Genomic DNA, 21,128 nt, shown 5'->3' on the forward strand with positions numbered 1-21,128 from the left:
TTTGCGCGTCGAAACGTGTTTCGAGACCGGCCTTGTCGCTACCAAACCGCTTGTTTTGCACGTTGTTCTCCGATGGCGAGCGGGTAACAGTCGCGCAGAATGCCCGATGCGGCGGGCTTTGACAAGGCACGTGTCGCGAACGACCCGTGCTCGGGTCATCTTATGCCGTACTTTTTCAACTTCTCGTAAAGCGTTCGTAACCCAATTCCCAAATGCTCGGCGGCCTTTTTCCGATTCCCACCGCATTGTGCGAGCGCTCGGCGAATCGCGGTTTGCTCCGCCTCCTCCATGGTTGGAGCATCCGTTGCGACCGGCGCAGGCTTTTCATGGCTCGGACCATGGAGCACCCGTGTGATGTCGTCCAGCGTGAGCTTCGTGGATTCGGCGAGAATCGCGGCGCGTTCGAGCGCATTGCGCAATTCTCGTACGTTGCCTGGAAAATCTGCGGCAACGATGGCCCCACGCGCGCGCTCGTCGAGCGACAGACCTGGGCGCCCGAGATCGCGCGCAATGCGCGCAAGGAGCACGTCGGCCAAATGCGATACGTCCTCGGGTCGCTCGCGCAAAGGTGGCATGCGTACCGGAAAAACCGCCAAACGATGATAGAGATCCTCACGAAATCGCCCCGTGTGGATTTCGCTCATCAAATCACGATTCGTCGCGGCAATGAAGCGGGCGTCTGCATCGATCGAGCACGTCCCGCCGACACGTTCGAATCGCCGCTCCTGCAATACGCGCAAAAGCTTCGTTTGGAGCTCGAGCTTCATTTCGCCAATTTCGTCCAAGAAAAACGTTCCCCCCTCCGCAAGCTCGAGTTTGCCCCGTTTTTTCGCAATCGCCCCGGAGAACGCTCCCTTTTCGTGCCCAAATAATTCGCTTTCGAGCAATTGTTCCGAAAGCGTGGCGCAATTGACCGCGACAAACGGTCCTTTGGCCCGCTTGCTGTGCGCATGCAGGAATCGCGCGGCGACTTCTTTACCCGTGCCGCTTTCGCCAAGGAGCAGCACGGTCGCGTCCGTCGGAGCCACTTTTCGGAGCGCCGTTTCGACCTCTTGCATGACGCGAGACCCATAACCGAGCCGTGGGGGAGCGGATGCTTCGGCTACGTGCTCCTCGATCGCATGAAGACCACGCCGTTCGAGCGCTCGGTCGACGACCAATCGAAGCGCAGCCGGGCTGGGGATTGGTTTTTCCAGGTAATCGAACGCCCCGAGTTTCATGGCCTCGACCGCGCCCGCAACGGAACCGTGCGCCGTGAGCACGACGACCTCCATTTCGGGCTGCTCGCGACGCGTGCGACGCACGAGCTCCATGCCGTCGATGCCTGGCATTTTGAGGTCCGTCACGAGCACATGAAATGCTCGAGAACCAAGGATGCGATACGCCATTTCTCCGTCCGCAGCTCGCTCCACCGTGTGCCCCGCAGCTTCGAGCGTATCGGACAAGAACTCACGCAGCCCCTCTTCGTCATCCACTACGAGAATCCGCGCCATTGGCACTTTCCTCTCTGGTTCGCATTCGCGGAATCGATATTTTGAGCTCGGCCCCGCCTTCGGTTTTGTTTCTCGCGCTTATCGTACCACCGTGCATGGAAACGATTCGACGGGCGACGGCAAGACCAAGCCCCACCCCCCGCGATTTCGTCGTAAAAAACGGTTCGAATACACTCTCCAAATCTTCCACTGGAAACCCCGGTCCATCGTCCTCGACCACGTACACGAGGTTGTCCGAATCGACGCACACCCGGGCCTTGACCATTCCCTGTTTGGACGCCTGCAATGCATTTCGCAGCAAATTTTCGAGCACCTGACGCATGCGAATGGCATCGAGCGACCACATCGGAGGCGCATCATCCAATTCGAGCGCTATGGCAGGTGCAGCATCTTCGGCGGCGAGAAACAATAGCTCCGCCGGATCCACTTCGGCACGTTCAATCGGACCTCCACGCGCAAAGTCGAGCAAGTTTTGCACGAGCCCCTGAAGCCGCAATGCCGCTTCGACGACGCGGTCGGCTTGCGAACGGGATCGACTTTCCGGCGATAACGATTCAGCTAAAAGCTGCGCATTGCCCTTGAGCGAAGCCAAAGGATTTTTGATTTCGTGTGCAAGCACCGCGCTCATCGTCCCGAGCGATGCAAGCCGTTCGGCTTGTGCCAGGCGCGTCCCGAGGGCCTCTTCGCGTTCGGCCCTTCGCCAAAGCACGACGGCAGCCAAAGCAAGCAATGCGGCCACGCCGGTCGACAAGAAAAACGTGATTCGAGCGCGCTGCGTGAGACCCGTGGCAAGAAGCGGCTCGAATTCGAACGCCATCGCAAAGAAGGGCGCCATGCCAGGTTCCCCGTCGAATGGCGGTCCATCTCCAGGCGGCGGATTGCCGTCGAATCCCGGCGGCGGAGGAAAACGCTTATGCGGCGGCGGAGACCTTGGAGGCCGAAACCCATCGGGTCGTCCGCGTGTCGGCGGCGGCCCTCCGGGCGGCAAGTGCACGATGATGCGATAAAGATTGCCAATGCGTGCGAGCATTCTACCATGTGGCCGACCGAGCGCTTTCGGCAATGGCTCACGAAATTCCCCCGCCATCACCTCGAATGTGCCTTCCGCATCGAATCGCCCGGCACCTCGAAGACCACTTTCCGAATACGTATCGAGGACCGCTTGGAATGCGTGTTCCGGTCGGCGATTGCTGCTGAAATCGTGAAACGCTCGCAAATACAGCTCGCTTTGCCCTTCGCTCACCGTGTCCGTCAATGCTTCGGCATCGCGCCAGGCAAACCAGGTGGTCAATACGAGCGTCAGGCCAAGGAGGAGCGCAGTCGCGAGAATGCCGTGACGAGCGTAATTCTTCTGTCGTGGTGGCGTGACGACCCCGTCGGGCGGGTGCTCGAGGGCGCGTTTTTCAGAGGACGAGGACTTGCGGTACATGGTGGCATCAGGGAGATTGCAAATCGACCGTCATTTTGGCGTCCAGGATGATGTTGTCCAAAATCGTGTCGGCAATGATCGCATCCGAATCCACCTCGAATTCGATATCGTCGAAGATCGTGCCAAGCGCCACGTCGATACCAATCCATGTGAAATGCACGGACGGTTCCGCGGCAGCGGCTTCGAATACGTTTGGCTCAGCGATGGATTGTAGGTTGACGAAAACTCCGGCTGGCCACCACGTATCGACGAGCAGCGGGCCACTCGCGCCGCCACGCTCCCACGTCCCCGCGAAAAAAACACTTCGATTCGACATGTCGAACCCACCCTTCGCCACTGCACCCTCCATGCCGCGTGCGACGAGCCAATAGACTTGGCAATAACGCGCAGGTTCGAATGCATTCGCCCCAATTTCATTGGCTTTCGGCTGCACCATGTCCGAAATGGCAAGCGTCTCCATCGACGACGGGTCGGTTTCTTCCTCGTGCGCGAATGCCGAAGTTATCGACAATCCGAAAAACGAAGTTGTTTCAATAGGTTCCGACGGGCAAGGCACGAGCGCCACGCGATGCAAAACGAGGTGCCCCGCATCGACGTGCACGCGATAACCAAGGTTCGTCGTAACCGAAAAACCGCCATTCGAGTCGAATTCGACGCCCTCTGTATCGTACCCCAACGTCCACGTCGCCGCCGAGAGGACCACGCCATGTTCCGCCGTCTCGATCGCATTCGAAGGAATTTCCCCGTTCGGCTCTCGTATCGCGCAATGCGGCGTGGCGAGCAACGCGAAGGCAAATCCTATCGTTGGCAATAGCCGAGACATCCATTGGCGCAGCATGGCGTGATCCTCGAGCATGGCTACACCATCACGGTCCGCACACGCCGTTTTGGCAGGAAAGCTGCATACCCATTGGGCCCGGAGGACAATCCGCATTGGTTTGGCACGTTGGAATGCAGAGCATCCCCATCGGGGTTTGTCCGCACGTGCAACCCATCGACCCTTGCGGGCAGTCGCTCAACATGCAATCCGCGGCGTTCATGCACGCCTTCGGACCCATTTGCATTCCACCGTCGCCGCCCGGCATCCCCATGCCCGCACCATTGGGCGTTCCACGGAAACAGCCCAAAACATACGGGAATTGCTCCGTGACGTGATAATGGTATTTGCCATCGGGCCCCGTGTGACCATTACATTCGTCGAGGTACGCATTGTCCCCTGGATGCTCGCTCCACGTGTACGCGTCCCACGCATTCGTCTTCGGATTGCCCGTCTGCGCATACCCGCTCTTGACGGTCACGATTGAACTGCACCCCGTATCGGCACATTCGCGCGAACCATAAATGGGGAAACCATCGAGCGCCCACCCAAGAACGGGCGATGCTTTCGTCGCATCAGGATCGGCATTCGTCCACGGCTCACTCACGAGCCCCGATTGCGTGAGGCACTTTTCGAGCATCGAATGGTAATGATACCGGTCCGCCGTATGACCCAAACACGGATCCATGATGCCATTGTAAATAGGATCGCCGTACGCTTCGGCCGCCGGCTGGGCCCCTTCGTTCGGCCCGAATATCGGCATACCATTGACCGCAAAAGCCACCGTCCCCAAAAGCGGAAGGTCCGTCGTCGTCGCCGCCATCTGCGGCTCGAGCACAATTTCGTAATGCTGATTCGTCACGACCAGCGGATTTGGCGTAATCGGTACGAATTGATAATGCGGCATTCCGTTGGTGTCGACGACGAAATGCGTGGCCGTGCACGCTCCAGATAGCGAGGGCTTGTCGTAATTCGCGCCAGCTCCCGGCGCCTTCGTCACATCGAGCAGCGTTTGCGCCTGCCAACACGCGTCCGAACCCCCACCCGTGCCACCATTACCTGCCGATCCACCCGACCCACCCTCGCCAGCACCACCCCCCGATCCCGAGGGCTGCTGATTGGTGTTATTCGACGAACAGGCCGGTGCAAGAAGTGCGAACGTCAGCAAACAAAAGCCGGGCGCGGTGAGCGCAAGACGAGAAAGGCGCATGGTGTTCTCCTCGATGAAAAGGTCGACCGAGTCGAGCAGCACACCGCGTGCCACTGCCCCACACATGCCATTCTACGCCGTTCATTCGCAAAAATGAATCGCTTCGCCATTCACGACTGCGGATTTCGCACGTGATGCTGCAATATCCGCAGTCGGATGCACGCAGTAAGAAGAATCACGAACGAGGCTACCGGCGCCCTACTTTTTGTTCGAGCTCCGACCAACGGATCTTCATGACGACCGGACGACCGTGAGGACAATGACCTGCAAAGTCGACGTCATCGAGCGAGTGTAACAGGGCCTGCGCTTCTTCGGGCGCAAGTGGATCGCCTGCACGAACCGAACCATGACAAGCCATCGTGGCGAGCGCCAAGTCGACTGCACCGGAAAATGCGCGTTCGCCCACGCGCGAAAGCTCGGCCAATAAATCTCGCAAAAGCACGACTGGAGAAGCTCGGCCCGCGAGAATTTGCGGCACCGCAATGATCGCAGCTTCGCGTGGGCCTCGCAGGGATACGTCGAGCCCCGTGCGAACGATATCGTCTTGCGCCTCTTCGATGATGGCCGCTTCGTCCGCCGTAATGGTCACCATTTCCGGAATGAGCAGCCGCTGCGATGCCACAGCTCGCGTTTCATAGGCTTTGCGCAATCTGTCGAAGGTGACTCGTTCGGCCGCCGCGTGCTGATCGATCACGTACATACCATCGGGTCCTTCGCACACCAAAAACGTGAGACGCATTTGGGCGACGAACGAAAGCGCGCCGAATGCGGCCGGTCTATCCGTCGTTTGACGTTCGAGCGCGGCTGCATAAGAAATGGGTTTTGCTGGCATTTCGGCTGCGGGGATCGGCGCAGGCGCAGCGGTTTCCGTCGTTTTGGTTGTGGCCGATGAAAATGGTCCGGGGACGTCGGCGACGAGCCCCCAAGGATCGGGTTCGGAAGAAACCGTGGCGAGCGCTCGTGCAGGTTGTCCGGAAATACCATTGGAATCGGTCTTGGGTTTATCCACAACCTCCCGGCCCGAGCCGTTCCAATTCGTCGAACCTTTGGGTTTTTCCTCGGCGGGGCGCTGCTTTCGCTCGCCGAACGGTAGCGGTACCGTCGATCCCACCGGCAAGGGCTCGTGTTTCACGGGCGGCGGTAAATCCAATGGATTGGCCAATTTTTCCGCCGCTGCCAATTGCGCTGCTTCCACCCGAGCTTCGCGCCCTTTTTGATACATCGACCACGCATGCGCTCCGGGCGCGGGCAAACCGAATGCGCGAGCGAGCGGGAGCGCAATGATTTGGTAGAGCGCGTCTTGAATGGCTCTACTATCCGCAAAACGCACCTCGGCTTTTTGCGGATGCACGTTCACGTCCACGTAATCCGGCGGCAAATCGATATGGACGACACCCACGGGATATCGACCTGCATCGAGCACGCTGCCATAAGCATTGGCAACCATACGCGCCAAAGTGCGATCTTTGACGGGACGACCATTGACGAAAAAAAGCAACCGCGTCGCACCTGCGCGAGCCCGTTCGGGGCGCGACAGAAATGCCTCCACCGAAAGAGGCCCTCGTTCGCCCATGCACGTGGCGAGTGGTTCGTCGTCAAATACGTCTCGCGCCCGCTCTTCGCGACTTTCAGCGCGCAGCCATTCACGCGCAACGCGCCCGTCGCGCGAAAGGACGAACGTGACCTCGGGACGGCATAGCGCTGCGGCTTCCACGACATCCGTCACGTGCGCGCTTTCGGTGCTCACCGCGCGCAAAAACTTGCGCCGCGCCGGCACGTTGTAAAACAAATCCCGCACCTCGACGCTCGTTCCGACGGCCACGCCGCACGGCGATACCTCCGCGACGCCGCCTCCTTCAATGCGTACGAGCGTTCCTTCGACATCGGCTCGCGTGCGTGTGCGAAGCGAAAAACGACTCACGCTCGCGATGCTCGGAAGCGCTTCACCTCGAAACCCGAAGCTTTGAATCGCACGAAGATCATCGATCGATTGAATCTTGCTCGTCGCATGTCGCACGATCGCAAGCTGCGCATCGGCGCGCGGCATACCATCGCCGTCGTCCGATACGCGCACGAGCACCACGCCGCCCCCTTCGATGTCCACGCGCACGCGACGCGCACGTGCATCGAGCGCGTTTTCGACGAGCTCTTTGACGACGCTCGCAGGACGTTCGACGACTTCACCCGCTGCAATCTGATTGGCTAAATCGTCCGGTAAAACCCGCACCTTGCCAAGCATTTCGCTCACGGCTCCTCGGCATCCTCGGTCGCCGCTGCGACCGCATCGAAGAACGCTTTCGTTCGCGTCGTCATGAGCGCAAGTGCACCAAGGACGAGCGCTCCGACGCCGAAGAGTGCAAACGAAACTCGGCTCAGCCACAGCATCGCCGACTTGCTCAACATCGCCGACATGAGCTGCACGGTCTGAGGCGGCTCGGACGCTAGCAGCTTGGGCAAGAGGTGATGCACGCTGCCCATGACGTCGACGACTGCGTATCGAGTCTCGCGCAAGAGCCAAAACGTCGCGGACGCGAGCGCGGCGTAGGCCAGGTGCGCTTGGATTGCGAGCATGCGCGAACCTGGACGACCACTCATCGCCATCGCACTCGTGATGACGAGCAGGACCGACAAGATGAGTTTGCCCACGGTGAGCGGAAAGGCGACTTTTGCCGCTTCACCGAGCGCTCTCATGTGCGCGGCATTGAGCAAGTATCCCAGAGCTTCCAGAGGTTCGCTCGATTCGCTGAGACCTCGAACGAGCGGCTGGATGTCCGGCAAGTTGTTTTCCCGCAGGAAAAGCAGCGTGGAGAAGGAATCCGACAAGCCTCGGACACCGACGAGCCACGAGCTGACCATGGCCAGGATCAGGTACCAGGGCCTGATCGTGCGCTGGGCAGAAAGGGGGGCAGGAGGCGGCGCGGACGTGCTCACGAACGGAGCGCTCTAGCACGTTCCTGCGGCCTCGCGAACGGTCAGCTAGCGCGCGAGGGTGAACGTGTACTAAGAAAGTTTGCGAGAGGTAAATCGGGTGCCCACGAAGAAGAGCGAGCCGCGCACGAAAACGAAGAAAGCAGCGGCGGACGGGACGGATGGTCGAGGCAAACGGGCCGCAGCAAAGGCCGAGGCTGCCACGGCAAAAGCCGCGCCGCGGGCCGAACCTGCGCCCGCGCCGGCGGAGGCTCACGAGGACGATGCCGACAAGTCCGAAGGCGAACCCGACGTCATCGAAGTCGCGGGAGAAATCGTCGATGGCGACCTGGAGCTCGGTGCAGAGGACGTGGGCGATGTCGAAGTCGTCGCACCACGGCCCATCACTGCATCGCGCAGCAGCGATGTCGCGCTCTCACGCACCGATCCTCTCCAAGCCTATCTTCGCGAAGTTCAACGCCATTCGCTGCTCACGCCCGAAGAAGAGCAAAAGCTGACGCGGCACTACGTCGAAACGCAAGACGTCAAGACCGCAGCGCGGCTCGTCACGGCAAACCTGCGCCTCGTCGTGAAGCTCGCATACGAGTATCGCCGTGCCTACAAGAACATCATGGACCTCATCCAAGAGGGCAACATCGGGCTGATGCAGGCGGTCAAACGCTACGATCCGTACCGCGGCGTCAAGCTCAGCTCGTACGCGGCGTGGTGGATACGCGCGTACATTTTGCGGTTCATCCTGAACAACTGGCGCCTGGTAAAACTCGGAACGACCCAAGCGCAGCGCAAGCTTTTCTTCAACCTCAACAAGGAAAAAGCCAAGCTCGCCGCGATGGGCATCGAGCCGACGGCGGCCGAAATTGCCAAGCGTTTGTCCGTCGACGAAAGCGAAGTCGTCGACATGGATCGGCGCCTGTCGAGTGGTGAAGCGTCGCTCGATGCGCCCGTAGGGGACAGCGAAGGTCGTGCGGTTTCACGCATCGATCTCATGCCTTCGTCCGCGAGTGGTCCCGACGCGGCGTTCGAATCGCAAGAGATGGATCGCATGGTTCGCGAGCGGCTCGACACGTTCCGCAAAACGCTCACGGGCAAAGACGTCATCATCTTCGACAAACGCATGTCCGCGGACGAACCCGTCACGTTGCAAGAGCTTGGCGACGAGTTCGGGGTGTCGCGTGAACGCGTGAGGCAGCTCGAAGCGCGCCTTGCATCGAAGCTGCGCGCGTACCTCAAGGAAGAGCTTGGTGACGCCGTGGGCCTCGAAGGCTGACGCGTGAACGCCGAGGTCACCGCGGGCGTGCTTTACGTGGTGGCGACGCCCATTGGCAACCTTGGCGATCTCAGCTCACGCGCGGTCGAAACGCTGTCGCGTGTGTCGCGCGTCGCTGCGGAGGACACGCGCCGCACGCGCGGCTTGCTCACGCATCTTGGCTTGAGCAAACCCATCGACAGGCTCGATGCGCACGCATCGGCAAGCGACGTTGCGCGTGTGATCGAGCGTCTCGCTTCAGGCGAACACATCGCGCTCGTCACGGATGCCGGCACGCCTGTCGTGAGTGATCCCGGCACGGATCTCGTGCGAGCTGCTGCGGACGCGGGCGTGCGCATCGTGCCCATTCCAGGTCCATCGGCCGTGCTCGCGGCGCTCGTCGCGTCGGGTTTGTCCGGGGGAGCGTTTCGATTTTTGGGCTTTTTGCCGCGCAAAGGAGTCGACCGTCGCGAAGCGCTCGAAACGGTGCGCTCGACGCCGGAGGTCGTGGTGCTCTTCGAATCGCCCGAGCGAACGGCGGAGACGCTCGCCGACTTGGCGCGGATCATGCCCGATCGTCGAGCGGTCGTCGCGCGTGAACTGACCAAGGTGCACGAGGAGTTTGTCCGTGGGTCTTTGGGCGAACTTGCGCAGTTGACGCGGGATCGCGAGATGTTGGGCGAAGTGACGATCGTGCTCGGGCCGCGGGAAAATGTGGACACGCCGGTGATGAGCGACGAGGAAATGGATCGGCTCATCGATGCGGAGCTTGGACGAGGGCGGCGACCGCGGGACGTAGCGGATGAAGTGGCGCTCGTGTCGGGACGCAGCAAGCGTGAGGTGTATACGCGGGTGATTGAGCGGAAGCGCTGACGCTTCAGCCGATGTTCACGTCGACTTGTTGAATGGCCACAGAGGCGTAACCGCCACGGAATCGACACGCGCATGAGCGGGGGCCCTACATAGGACAAATCCTGTCCGGCCTGCACTTGACGGCTTTTTCCACGGGGCGCATACCTGCCCTCGGGTCGGGTTGTCCGACACATATATTGCAAGGCTAGGTTCGTTCTTACAAACGCGATCCTCTCGGTTGCCGGAGGGGACGGGCGCGTATGGCGGCATTGACATTCGTCCATTGGTTTTTCGCATCCAAGATGCAGCGTATTTCGCAATCAATGGTCCCGTTGTGGCTCTTTCTTGCGTGTGTTGTCGCCCAAGCAGGATGCTCGTGTGATCCGACGGATGCGCCTTCGATAAGCCAGAATCATGCTTGCATCCCCCAGCATCCATTGCTCCCGGTAGCCCGGCCGATCGCATCGAAGACGATCGTCCCCGGGGCGACGTCGGTATCATTCGGAGTGAGCGACACGGGTGACACAACGTTATCCATGCCGCTCGTTTCCGTGCCTGGGCGAACCGGCGTCGAGCCAAATTTGCAGTTATCTTATAGCAGTGCTGGTGGTGACGGCGTGCTCGGAATTGGCTTTTCGTTGTCGGGCACCAGTGCCATTACGCGCTGTCCGAAGACGATGGCCATCGACGGCGAACTTCGCACCGTGCAGTACGACGCGGATGATGCGTTGTGCATGGATGGCAAGCGGCTCGTCGTCGTTTCGCAAAGTGCAAACGCCATTGAATACCGCACGTGGCCTGATACGCACGTGAAAATCATTGGCCATCAAGCCGAGGATGGCTCGCGTTACTTCGAGGCGTTTTTGCCATCGGGGCATGTCGTCGAGTATGGCAAAACCAAAGGAAGCCGGCCGTGTGCGCTCGGGGGCGCCGTGCGTGCGTGGCTCGCGAACGAAATGCGCGATGCTCGCGGAAATGCAATGACGTACGGGTATTGCTTTGCGGAGGCAGACGGCTACACCGCGGAGTATGCGCTCGACGAGATACGCTACACCTCGTTTGACGGAATGGAGCCGACACGTGCAGTTGCGCTCGTGTATGCCGCCAAGGAAGACGCACGCACGGTGTATTCGGCCGGAATGGAGTTTCAGCAATCGCTACAGCTCGAGGAAGCGCAGATGCTGCTGAACGACGATCTCGTGCGTCGATATGCTTTGATTATGTGCAAAGCGAAACGACGGGTCGGACGCTGCTTACGTCGGTCGAAGAATGCGGTGCGAATGGAGCGTGCAAACCGCCGACGAGGTTTCAATATGCGAAGGTTGAAACGGGGTTCGAGGAGGTTGCGACGACGATAGCGGCGCCGCTGTCGCGGCGCGCGAGTTATATGCTGGCTGATTTCACGGGCGATGGGATGTACGATTTTCTCGTGCCCGATACAACGACGCTGTCGACGCCGACGAATCCGATCACGGAATGGCGAGTTGCACGCAATCAAGGCGGTGGCTTTGCGGCGACAAAAGTGGCGTTCTTGCAAGAATGGTCGTTTCAACAGGATCCCACGGAACCATCGGATCCGGGACTCCTTCAACCAGAGGTCGGCACGGCGATCGATCACAATGGCGATGGGAAAGCGGATGTCCTTTTGCACGATGTGTACGGCAATCGGAACAACCACATCGTCTTCTTATCGAAATCGGACGGCACATTCGAAGAAGTCGACACGGGCATTCAAAGGCCGTTTCCATTGGGCCCTGCGCCAAAGCAATTGCGTGGCGCTTCAGGAGCGGTGCATTTGGCCGATGTCGACGGCGACGGCGTATCGGATCTGATTCAATGCACGGATCATGGAATAAACGCGCCTCAATCCGTGTGGAATGTGCACGCATGGCGCCCTGGTGGGTTTGCACAAATCGGCACGGCAATCGACGAGCTGAACGGATACCCGTGCAACCTCGAAATGCACACGGTCGATATCGACAGAAGCGGGACCGTGGACTTGGTCATGCCCGGAATGATTGAACAAGGCGGAGTGCCATTTCAACGAGCACCGAACTATTACGTGTTTTGCCGTAACAGTGATGGGACGTGGGAATCGCACGATACGAGTTTGCGTGTACCTCCGAATGGTGGTCGCACGTTGTTCGTTGACGTCAATGGAGATGCGTTGCCCGATGCCATAACGTCCGGCGATCCTTCGGGACGACTGTGGACGTGGATCAACACGGGCAAAGGTTTTGCAGACAAGGCGGCAAATACTCTCGAATGGGATGGGCTCATTCCGCAGACCACCTATTTCCATTTGGCGGTCGTCGCTGATTTCGACCAGAATGGGCAAAGCGATCTTTTGATGCCGCTCGTCGATGCCATCAGCCCCGACATTCCGCGCTGGGTGATTCTCCGTGCAACGCACGGATCGAATGGGTTCACCTTCGAGCGGATCGAGTCGGGTATTCCATTCGAGCCTGTGCTCGGCGATGCGATTACGCTGGCGGACCCGCACGGTCCACGCATTGGCGATGTAAATGGTGATGGTGCCCTGATGTAGCGATCTTTCTGGGGAATGAGTTGCACCTTTTCAAGAACCGTGCAGCCGACCCGGATGTGCTCGTGGGGTTTTCCGATGGCATGAACGAGCATGACCCCGAGGATCCGGGCTTCATTCCGAATGTGTCCATCAAGTATGGGCACTTGACGGACGAATGGAAAACGAACGGCACCAGGAACGATCCGAAGAAGGAGTCGTATCTGTATTTGTCGCATGGGGACCAGGCGAATGACTGCGCATACCCGCGGCATTGCGCGGTGGGCTCCAGGCGTGTCGTGCGCGAATATGCACTCAACGACGGACAAGGTGGGCAGCGGCGGTTTGGCTTGCGTTATCGCGATGGACGATACGATCGTCGAGGCTACGGCTTCCTTGGATTCGGCGCGCGCATCCTGACGGACCTGGATACCGGCGCGACGACGGCGACGTTTTACGACAACGAGACATTTGTCAGCGTCGGCGAGCGCAAGGTGTATCCGTTTGCGGGGCAGGTGAGATCACAATGGCGGTGGGCTCCGGCGTTGCCAAACGAGCCGAATCCGAGCCGTGTAGAAATGGCTTTCGTCGATATTGTCGCAGACGTCGTTCCCACGAATGACGGGCGCACGTATTTCGCGCTGCCCACGAAACGCCATACGCGCCGCATGCAAGGCGCTTTTTCTGGAGCAGGTTCGCTCGAAGCATATGCTGAGGGCGTGGCCGCCAATGAAAACGCGACGATGCTGCGCGATACGACCGTGGATGTACCGGCCTTTGACGAATTCGGCAACGTGCTCGAGGTGGACGTATCCACAGTGGGCGTCGACCTGACGACGCATATCACGCGCACCGTCAAGAATGATGTCTCCCGGTGGATTCTTGGGCAACCGCAATGGCAAGAGGAATGCAGCTCGGCTACGGGCGCGACGCAATGCAGAACAATCACGCGCACGACGAATGCATACGGCGAAGTGGAAACGGAATCCACGTCGAGCAGCGACGGCATCGATGATACGAAGCTGACTGTTGTGTATGAGCGCGACAAGTTCGGCAACGTTACGAGCCGTGGATGCGGACGATGCATTCGGTCATCATCGCGAATCAATGACCGTTTACGATGACGAAGGCGTATTCCCGATCAAGCACATCAATGCGCTTGAGCATGAAACGACGGTGGAGCATGATGCGCGATTCGGTGCGCTGCAAAAAGTGATCGATCCGAATGAATTGGTCACCGAATGGCAATTCGACGGCCTTGGCAGGTTGGAAGTCGAGAAACGCCCGGATGGATCGCAAACGACGATAGCGTTGAGCCGTGAAAACATCGGCGGCGAGTGGCGCATGAAGCAGCGCACGACGACGGCGGGCGGCGCGGACGACGAAACCGTTTTCGACAGCCTTGGGCGCGCCATGCGCACGTATGCGCACGGCCTGCACCCGAGGGAAAACGCCTCGGCAGATGCAGCTCATCGAATACGATCGTCTGAGCGGTCAGATTGCAAAGCGTTCGGTCCCGATCGCCGAAGGTACGCCGGATGCGCAATTGCTCTTCGATGAATATGAATTCGATGCGTTGGGGCGCGAGACTCGACATACGACACCGTGGAACGCGACGACCACGACCTCGTATGATGGTTTCTTCATCGAGATGACCGAGATCGCGGCACGACGATGTTCGTCAACGATGGATTCGGTGACCTGCTCGCGTCCACAGATGCGCTCGGGCGCGTGATCACGTTTGGCGTGGACGCACTTGGGCGCGTGCAAACGCGCACGGATACGCACGCGGGAAAAAGCTTGACGACGACGTGGACGTGGGATACAGCGCCGAATGGAATTGGCCAGTTGCGCATGCTCGAAAGTCCCGACGGAATCAAGACGTACGCTTATTCGAAGCGAGGGCAGCTCGAAGGGATGACGCTCTCCGTTGCGGGAGAGTCGTTTACGGCGCGAATGACGTACGACGACGTTGGGAGGCCAAAAGCGCTCCAATATCCGCAGCCGCTTGGCGCGTTGCCGTTCGGCGTAACGTATGAGCACGACAAACACGGTCATCGCATTGGCGTGCGCGACACGTATACGAACGATGCGTATTGGCAGTTGACGGACGTCGACCAAGCCGGCCGGTACAAGGGGGAGCTGTTTGGTAATGGCGTGACGACGGCGCGTGGATACGACCATGAGAAAGGCGCCCTGAAGAGCATCACCACGACGAAGGGTGCAGCGACCATTCAGCAATTGGCTTACGCGTGGGATGAGCGGCTCAATTTGAAGAGCCGCACGGATGCGTTGCAAGCGCAAAACACGACGGAGCGGTTCCAGTATGATGGGCTGAATCGGCTCACGTGTGCGCACTTCGGGCTCGTCGAGAACCCGAATGCACCGTGCGACACGTCGTACGGCTATGCGCCCAATGGGAACCTCGTATCAAAAAGCGACGTGGGCATTCTGTCGTATACTGATCCCACGCATCCGCATGCCGTTACGAATGCGGCAGGCGATAACTTCTACCATGATGCGGTCGGCAATCAAATCACTCGGCCAGGAGGCGTTGCCATTACGTATACACCGTTCGATTTGCCGACGACGATCACGCAAGGCGCAAAGGCGACGACGTTTGGATACGACGGCGATCAGCAACGAATCCGCAAAACGACGTCGACGACGGAGACCATTTACTTCGACGACCTTTACGAGCAGGTGAAAACCGCCAGCGGCATCGAGCATCGTTACCACGTGCATTCGCCGGAGCGCACGATTGCCATTGTGACGCGCGGCGGCCAAGAACCGGGAACGCGCTACCTGCATGTCGATCACATTGGGTCGATCGAGACGACCACGAAAGAGAATGGCGCCATCGATGAGCGGCGCAGCTACGATGCATTCGGCGCGCGTAGAAGTCCGGACTGGGGCGGAGCGCCGATAGCATTCACGAGCAAAACGAAAAAGGGATTTACGGGGCACGAGGAGGCCGACGAATTTGGCCTCGTGAACATGAAGGGAAGAGTATACGACCCACGCATTGGGCGATTCACGACGACGGATCCGATCATTGCGAACGTGTACAATGGGCAAAGCTTTGGGGCGTATACGTACGTGCGCAACAATCCGCTGACATTCGTGGATCCGAGCGGGTTTACCGAGGAAGAAGCGCGGCGATTGTGGCGCGTCGAAGAGACAGGGCAGCTCGGCATTCACATCACATTCGACCAATTGCCGGCACCAACACCGCGACCTGCGCCACCGTCACAAGCGGCGGACGTGGGTGCTGGAGAGCCGACAACCGATGTCGGAACGACGGGCAATGGTGACGTGATCAAAATACCTGTCATTGAAACGCCACATCCGTCGGGTCCGGGAACGGACGATCCATTTAGGGTATATCCGCCGGATATCGAGCTTGGCTATTCCACGCCCATTACAACATTCGATCAGCTCGTGGCCGGCGATCCTGCCGCTGGCCGAAGGACGTTCATCATCGAGGACGACCCTGGCCTCGCACGTGACTTGCGGCATGCGTTTGGCCCAGAACGCCAAACGATTATGCTTCGGCCGCGGATTGGCGGGGAGGCGGGCAATGACAGGAGTCGCGCCCGGCAAAATCTGGTCGTTGAGGCGATCCTGACGGCAGCGACGATCTTGACGCCTGGGCCGTTGGATGATATGGCGGTCGGGGCCGTCGCTAGGGCGCCAGGCCTGCGGGTTGTAAGATCCCAAGATGGCTCATGCAGCACCTCGTGCCATAGAACGTGCCGGGTTTGAATCGGCCAGGAAGCTCGGGAGGCATTGCAAGTATTCGGCCAAGCTATCGAGGAAAAACGGTCTCCCGGCAGGAACAGTCAAAGATGCTGCCGGGCATCTTATCGTTCCAGGTTTTGGCAAAGGTGGTGCAGTCGTCTACCGGCAATCTGGTCGAAAGCTAACTCTCCAAACCGTTCTAAAATGGGTTGAGGAAAGGAACGCCTGTCATTCCGACGCCTTAGGTATGAAAAAGGATGCTGCTGTGACTACGAAGAAATTCGAGCTTCAAATCACTGGTCCAACGACGGCGTATCTAAAACTGCCGACACATCCAGGAGTTCTACGAAACGCGAAGAACGTCACGTTGGTGGATCTTATGGGGGCCTACAAAGGACCCTATGTGGTGTTCGATTTCGACACAGATGGTGTTCTCGTCGGAATTGGGATCGTCGGCGACGACGAAAACGATTCTGAAGAGGAGGCAGACGACGACCTCGACGACTCGTCCGCATCATCTTGAATTTTCTGGTAGCTACAATCTGTCACCATAAACCTCACCACCCCTCGCCGATTGCCCGCGTGCAAATCATGGATGCCGCCGGGTCAAGATTCCGCAAGTACCCCATGCAAATCATCTTCGACGCAACCCCTCCACCAAAGTAAGATGGGCTCGATAACGGGTATCTTGTACATCGATTTCGGTGGCACTCAATTTCCCGAAGAAGGATGGAGCGATTTCCCGGTGGTCGTGACTACGTGGTGACTCGAAGCGCTCGCGAAGCTCGAACGGGGCTTCGAGCGTGAGGTCAATCTTTACTTCATGGATGGCCCCTATTGGCTGACGCTGACACGGCAAGACGGAGATGACGTGCAGATACGATGCATCGAAGATCGGACCGGCGGCGGCGTTGTCCATGAGGAGCTGGTCAGCCTCCAGGATTTCAGTAAGCAACTACGACGAGTCGCAAGGCAAGTTGCCTCGGCGTGTCAAAGAAATCGTTTAGAATCGAGTGCGGTAGACGAACTCCGGCGATACCTGCCGAACTGACTTGGGACTCTGCATTCCCCTTTAGTTCCGCCCACCCAAACTGAGCAAGAGGAGAGCAGGTCATGGCACAGCATGAAGCGAACGCGATTCGGCGAATCTGCAAAGACTTGGGGTTGCCCCAGGGCGATTCCTACACGCAGGACTGGGCTTATGAGTTATCGGAGGAATTTCGCAGCGAAGCTCACCTATATCGATACCTGGCTGCATATGGAAACCCCGCTTATGGTAACACGGAGCGACGTGTTCTGATACAACTGGCACTAGATGTCGTGAATGATCTTGTGCAGCAAGATGAAGAACGCGGCTCGAGAGCGTGGGCCAAGCTCGTGGAAACAGTTCGGGCGCACCTTGGATTGCATCGGGATCAGATAGAATACTGGGCGGTCAAGGTGAACCACTCGAAGATGCGTTCGCTTTGACTCCGTGGGCGCGACGTTTCCTAGCCGCCGATTGATTTATATGCATCCCTATTCCTTACTTCCTGCTCAAGAAAGACAATGCGGAGGATCGTGAAGAGATCGAGGACATCGAGTTCGAGTTTTTAGCTATGCAAGGCCGTCTCGTAACAGTGACGACAGAAATCGTGGTCTCGAGCAGGCCCATTGACGAGATTCGATTGCTCGGGCGCGAAGTCTTTCTTCGCCGGGAATCCCTCGACCATGCGTCCAACTAGCGCCGAGCGGGTCGTCCCCCCCGCATCCTCACGACCATGCGATTGGTTTCACTCCAGCCAGGGCCGCGAGGACCATCGATGCCACGCCTCTACGCCTCGCCCTCCCCCTCGCCTTCGCCGTCGTCGCTGTCGTTATCGTCGTCCATCACCGGGAACACCAATCCTGTCGCACGCGGTCGTTTCCGGAAATACCGCGCGCACGAGGCCCATCAATTTGTCCACCGCATGGTAATGCTCGCCCCCCAATGCACCCTCGTCCGCGAATGCCTCCAGGTACGCCTGGCCCGCGCGGCTATACGCATTCGCCGTCGTTGGCAGCTGGTCGAGCGCTATCTCAATTTCGGTAGCCACTCCGCTATGAATGCCTCGCTCCCAGGCACCTTGCATCGCTTCATATCGTCGACGAGCTTCACCGTCGGCGGGATTTGCCGCATCCGTACGGCGCCACCACCGGCCCGAGACCCTCGGGGAACAAAGCTTCGCAATGGGACCATTCTTGCGTCCACCATCCCCGATCCCCACCGCCCCGTGAATCATCCGAATCGTCTGATCCGTGTTGTAATGCGCAAACCGGAAAGCCGCTCGCTTTTTGCAACATCGGCTTGCGCAAGCCCCGCCGCGCATTGTGCGCCGCATCGAGCTCCGTTGTTGAGCACCTCCGAACGACGGCGCATACCCATCCGTCTCCGGAAATCCGCAGCCCTTCGCAAAGTTCGACCCCATACGTAATGCGGATATCCGATGCCGCTTTGACTCGATACTTTCTCACTTCGACCTCCTTCGATCGTGCAACGACGGTAACACAGTGCGCCCACAATCTCCAAATTTCGCATCTCAAATCGACGACAATGCCCCTAAGTCCGCGCTGGCCCGCATGGCGTCGCGACACCTGGCACTCCGCCGAAAGCTTCGAGGCCGACGCGTCGTCGCGACACCTCGGCCCTAAGTTCCGGACTTAGGGCGGCATGTCGTCGCGACACCTGGCACTCCGTCGAAGTCAGGGGCGCGTCGTCGCGACACATGGCACTCCGTCGCCAAATGGAGGCACGTGCGCGCCGACACCTCGGCCTACGTCCGGACCTAGCCCAACTTCCGCAGTTGGGCCAGGGCGAATCAATAATTTCAAGCACTTACGGCCCAAAGTTGGCACTACAAATCTACGCGACGCGTGGGGTCCGGATGCGCTCGGGTAGGCGTAGCCCGGGCGGTCGAGCAGGGCTGCCTGTTCAGGCTCGGGACGGACGATGCAACGAATCCGCAGTTCGCGCCCGGCTTCTCCTGCGATGGGGATGATGACGTCCGCGCATTGAATGCGATGAAGCTCCTCGAGAATCGTGCGCGGACTGTTGCCCAATCCTGCACGTTTCTGCCACTGTTCCAGCGTTTTCCATAATGCATACGCCAGAAAGCACACGAGAATGTGCGCCTGTACTCGCTCGGCTTTCTGATGCCATATCGGTCGAATCGAGAGGTCGTTTTTATGAATGCGAATGCGGCTTCCGCTTGCGTCAATTGAATGTACGTGTGCCATATTTCTTGCGCCGACCAATTGTTTACGTTGGTGCGCAGCACAACATCCCTCGCTTTCGCGGGCCCATTCATTCAGTCGTGCAGCGCTTTCTGAAGTTTCAATCCTCCGGCCCTGGTTGGATCGTAAACGATTTGTATTCGATAGCGGCCGGCCGCGCGTTCATTGCCGCCGAAGCCGCCCAATTTGGCGTTCGAGCGTGCTTCGATCCACGGGCTTTTTGGCTCGCTTTCGGGCCGCCGCTCGATTCGTTCGAGACCATCTTCGATCCGTTTCGCAAATCGGTCGTGCATCGCCGATTCCTTCTTCGCTCGATCTGCGGACCGGCACAATACAAATGTCTCGGATCCCTTCGAGCACAGCTTAACTTCAATCCGTCACGGTGCCGTCCAGCCCGCCGAATCCAAAATCGCCTCACGTCAGATTTCATCGCTGCTTTGGGCGTGCCAATCAAATACCGTCTGCCCGTTGATTCAAGCCATTTCATTCGCTTCGCTGCCCATCCCGCGATCCGCGGCCCATACGCGTTGCGCGATGCCAAATCTTCGTTCCATGCTCTCGACGATTTCTTTGACCGTCGTCATGTCGCTACGGTTTCCCGGGAAAACCTCGTAGCCAAGCGGAAGTCCTTCACGCGTGACGACGGGCGCGATGCAAACCTGCTTGCAATCCGAGCGGTGATCGCGACTGTGTCCGCGCTTGGCGAGGCTCGTTTTTCTCCGCAAGCCCCTCGAATATGTGCTCGTCATCGTACAACAGCAGATCATATTCAATCGAGAACAATTCGCCGAGTCGCTTGCGCAAATGTTTCTCGATGAAGCTTCTTTGTGCGGCAAAAAAGCTCGTCGAGCGCGCGATACAGCCGGTCATCGTTGACCCGCTCCACTGGTAAATCGAGAATGTCTTCGAGCGCCGTTTTGCGATACCAATCCTCGGCGATGTGCAATTCGCTGGATGGCTCGCACAGTCGTGCAATGACCAAAACCGCCGCCATCGTGGACCATGCGACGGACTCTTTCCCTTCGGGCATGCGACGCGCACAACATATCCAGTTGCAATGCCTTCCAGAGCGTCCATCCGAGCCACACATCGCCGAAATCGACTGCGTTCGGGGCGAACAAGATCCCGCTCGAATCTTCAAAGGTTTGCGGAAGGGATTATCTTCCCATAACTCCATTTGATTCGCGCCGCCCGTCATTCGAGCGCCCAACTCCTTCGCGGCCGCTCGGCTCCCGCGCATCGAGATTCCAGCTGCGCGACCGTCTGTTGAACGACTCTGCCATTGCGACGAACGGACCGAACCAATCGCCAATAGGTGTGGGTGGTTCCGTTTTCTTGACCAGCGAGCGACGTAGATACATCAGGATCTCTTGCTGCAATCATGGTCCTTCCGTAAAACCGCGCAAATCCATCGGTTGGCACTACACGCATGGTTTGGAAGGGCCGGTGACAAAGGTCTTCCCAAATCGGCGACGCATCACTCGCGCACAACAGCTCAGGCCACATGCCTGGCCCACATTGTTCCGTGGAATCAGCGTTCGGTGAGCACGATTCTGACGACGACGGGCTTGGCCAACTGCGGAAGTTGGGCTAAGGGCGACATGTCAGCGCGACAACCGTGATTTCAGGTGCGTCG

At 58.9% G+C, this 21,128-nt stretch carries 16 protein-coding genes and 1 pseudogene; 6 read left to right on the top strand and 11 right to left on the bottom strand.

Going from position 1 to position 21,128, the window contains the following annotated elements; all coding sequences use genetic code 11:
• Positions 1 to 155 precede the first annotated feature (155 nt).
• The 6 genes from IPM54_17515 to IPM54_17540 form a co-directional block, all read right to left on the bottom strand.
• A complete protein-coding gene (locus IPM54_17515) occupies positions 156 to 1,493 on the bottom strand; it encodes a sigma-54-dependent Fis family transcriptional regulator (GenBank protein ID MBK9261591.1) in 1,338 nt (445 codons plus the stop codon).
• Positions 1,468 to 2,922, bottom strand: a complete 1,455-nt coding sequence (locus IPM54_17520; GenBank protein MBK9261592.1) for a hypothetical protein — start codon at positions 2,920 to 2,922, stop codon at positions 1,468 to 1,470. The genes IPM54_17515 and IPM54_17520 overlap by 26 nt, the downstream gene beginning before the upstream one ends.
• A 7-nt stretch (positions 2,923 to 2,929) precedes the next feature.
• The gene (locus IPM54_17525) at positions 2,930 to 3,778 is read right to left on the bottom strand and encodes a hypothetical protein (GenBank protein MBK9261593.1); all 849 of its coding nucleotides are present in this window, start codon (positions 3,776 to 3,778) and stop codon (positions 2,930 to 2,932) included.
• Positions 3,779 to 3,788: 10 nt separating this feature from the next.
• Positions 3,789 to 4,949 carry a YHYH protein gene (locus tag IPM54_17530; GenBank protein ID MBK9261594.1) on the bottom strand — a complete coding sequence of 387 codons (1,161 nt, stop codon included), beginning with the start codon at positions 4,947 to 4,949 and terminating at the stop codon, positions 3,789 to 3,791.
• 187 nt (positions 4,950 to 5,136) lie between these two features.
• Positions 5,137 to 7,188 (bottom strand): DNA mismatch repair endonuclease MutL, encoded by a 2,052-nt coding sequence (gene mutL / locus IPM54_17535; protein ID MBK9261595.1) that lies wholly within the window; start codon positions 7,186 to 7,188, stop codon positions 5,137 to 5,139.
• 5 nt (positions 7,189 to 7,193) lie between these two features.
• On the bottom strand, positions 7,194 to 7,880 hold the full coding sequence (locus IPM54_17540; GenBank protein MBK9261596.1) for a hypothetical protein: 687 nt from the start codon (positions 7,878 to 7,880) through the stop codon (positions 7,194 to 7,196).
• A 97-nt stretch (positions 7,881 to 7,977) separates the two neighbouring features.
• Between IPM54_17540 and IPM54_17545 the strand changes: the two genes are divergently transcribed.
• The 5 genes and pseudogenes from IPM54_17545 (at position 7,978) to IPM54_17565 (ending at position 16,763) form a co-directional block, all read left to right on the top strand.
• Complete coding sequence (locus IPM54_17545) at positions 7,978 to 9,144, top strand: RNA polymerase factor sigma-32 (GenBank protein MBK9261597.1); 1,167 nt, start codon at positions 7,978 to 7,980, stop codon at positions 9,142 to 9,144.
• A 3-nt stretch (positions 9,145 to 9,147) separates the two neighbouring features.
• Complete coding sequence (gene rsmI, locus IPM54_17550) at positions 9,148 to 9,996, top strand: 16S rRNA (cytidine(1402)-2'-O)-methyltransferase (GenBank protein ID MBK9261598.1); 849 nt, start codon at positions 9,148 to 9,150, stop codon at positions 9,994 to 9,996.
• A gap of 302 nt (positions 9,997 to 10,298) precedes the next feature.
• Positions 10,299 to 14,059, top strand: a pseudogene (locus tag IPM54_17555) (VCBS repeat-containing protein).
• Between the two features lie 114 nt (positions 14,060 to 14,173).
• Positions 14,174 to 16,264 (top strand): RHS repeat-associated core domain-containing protein, encoded by a 2,091-nt coding sequence (locus tag IPM54_17560; protein MBK9261599.1) that lies wholly within the window; start codon positions 14,174 to 14,176, stop codon positions 16,262 to 16,264.
• The gene (locus IPM54_17565; GenBank protein MBK9261600.1) at positions 16,221 to 16,763 is read left to right on the top strand and encodes a hypothetical protein; all 543 of its coding nucleotides are present in this window, start codon (positions 16,221 to 16,223) and stop codon (positions 16,761 to 16,763) included. Before IPM54_17560 ends, IPM54_17565 begins: the two co-directional genes overlap by 44 nt.
• A gap of 111 nt (positions 16,764 to 16,874) precedes the next feature.
• Here IPM54_17565 and IPM54_17570 read toward each other — a convergent pair whose 3' ends face one another.
• Positions 16,875 to 17,159, bottom strand: coding sequence for a hypothetical protein (locus IPM54_17570; GenBank protein ID MBK9261601.1), 285 nt, complete (start codon positions 17,157 to 17,159; stop codon positions 16,875 to 16,877).
• A 194-nt stretch (positions 17,160 to 17,353) separates the two neighbouring features.
• On the opposite strand from IPM54_17570, the gene IPM54_17575 reads away from it, so the two are divergent.
• Positions 17,354 to 17,710 (top strand): hypothetical protein, encoded by a 357-nt coding sequence (locus IPM54_17575; protein MBK9261602.1) that lies wholly within the window; start codon positions 17,354 to 17,356, stop codon positions 17,708 to 17,710.
• 386 nt (positions 17,711 to 18,096) lie between these two features.
• On the opposite strand, the gene IPM54_17580 is transcribed toward IPM54_17575, so the two are convergent.
• The 4 genes from IPM54_17580 to IPM54_17595 form a co-directional block, all read right to left on the bottom strand.
• Positions 18,097 to 18,315, bottom strand: a complete 219-nt coding sequence (locus tag IPM54_17580) for a hypothetical protein (GenBank protein ID MBK9261603.1) — start codon at positions 18,313 to 18,315, stop codon at positions 18,097 to 18,099.
• Positions 18,316 to 19,566: 1,251 nt separating this feature from the next.
• Positions 19,567 to 19,785 carry a hypothetical protein gene (locus IPM54_17585; GenBank protein ID MBK9261604.1) on the bottom strand — a complete coding sequence of 73 codons (219 nt, stop codon included), beginning with the start codon at positions 19,783 to 19,785 and terminating at the stop codon, positions 19,567 to 19,569.
• Between the two features lie 180 nt (positions 19,786 to 19,965).
• Positions 19,966 to 20,217, bottom strand: coding sequence for a transposase (locus IPM54_17590; GenBank protein ID MBK9261605.1), 252 nt, complete (start codon positions 20,215 to 20,217; stop codon positions 19,966 to 19,968).
• Positions 20,218 to 20,261: 44 nt separating this feature from the next.
• A complete protein-coding gene (locus IPM54_17595) occupies positions 20,262 to 20,732 on the bottom strand; it encodes a hypothetical protein (protein MBK9261606.1) in 471 nt (156 codons plus the stop codon).
• Positions 20,733 to 21,128: the final 396 nt, after the last annotated feature.

The sequence above is a fragment of the Polyangiaceae bacterium genome, from assembly GCA_016715885.1.
GTDB lineage: Bacteria > Myxococcota_A > Polyangia > Polyangiales > Polyangiaceae > Polyangium.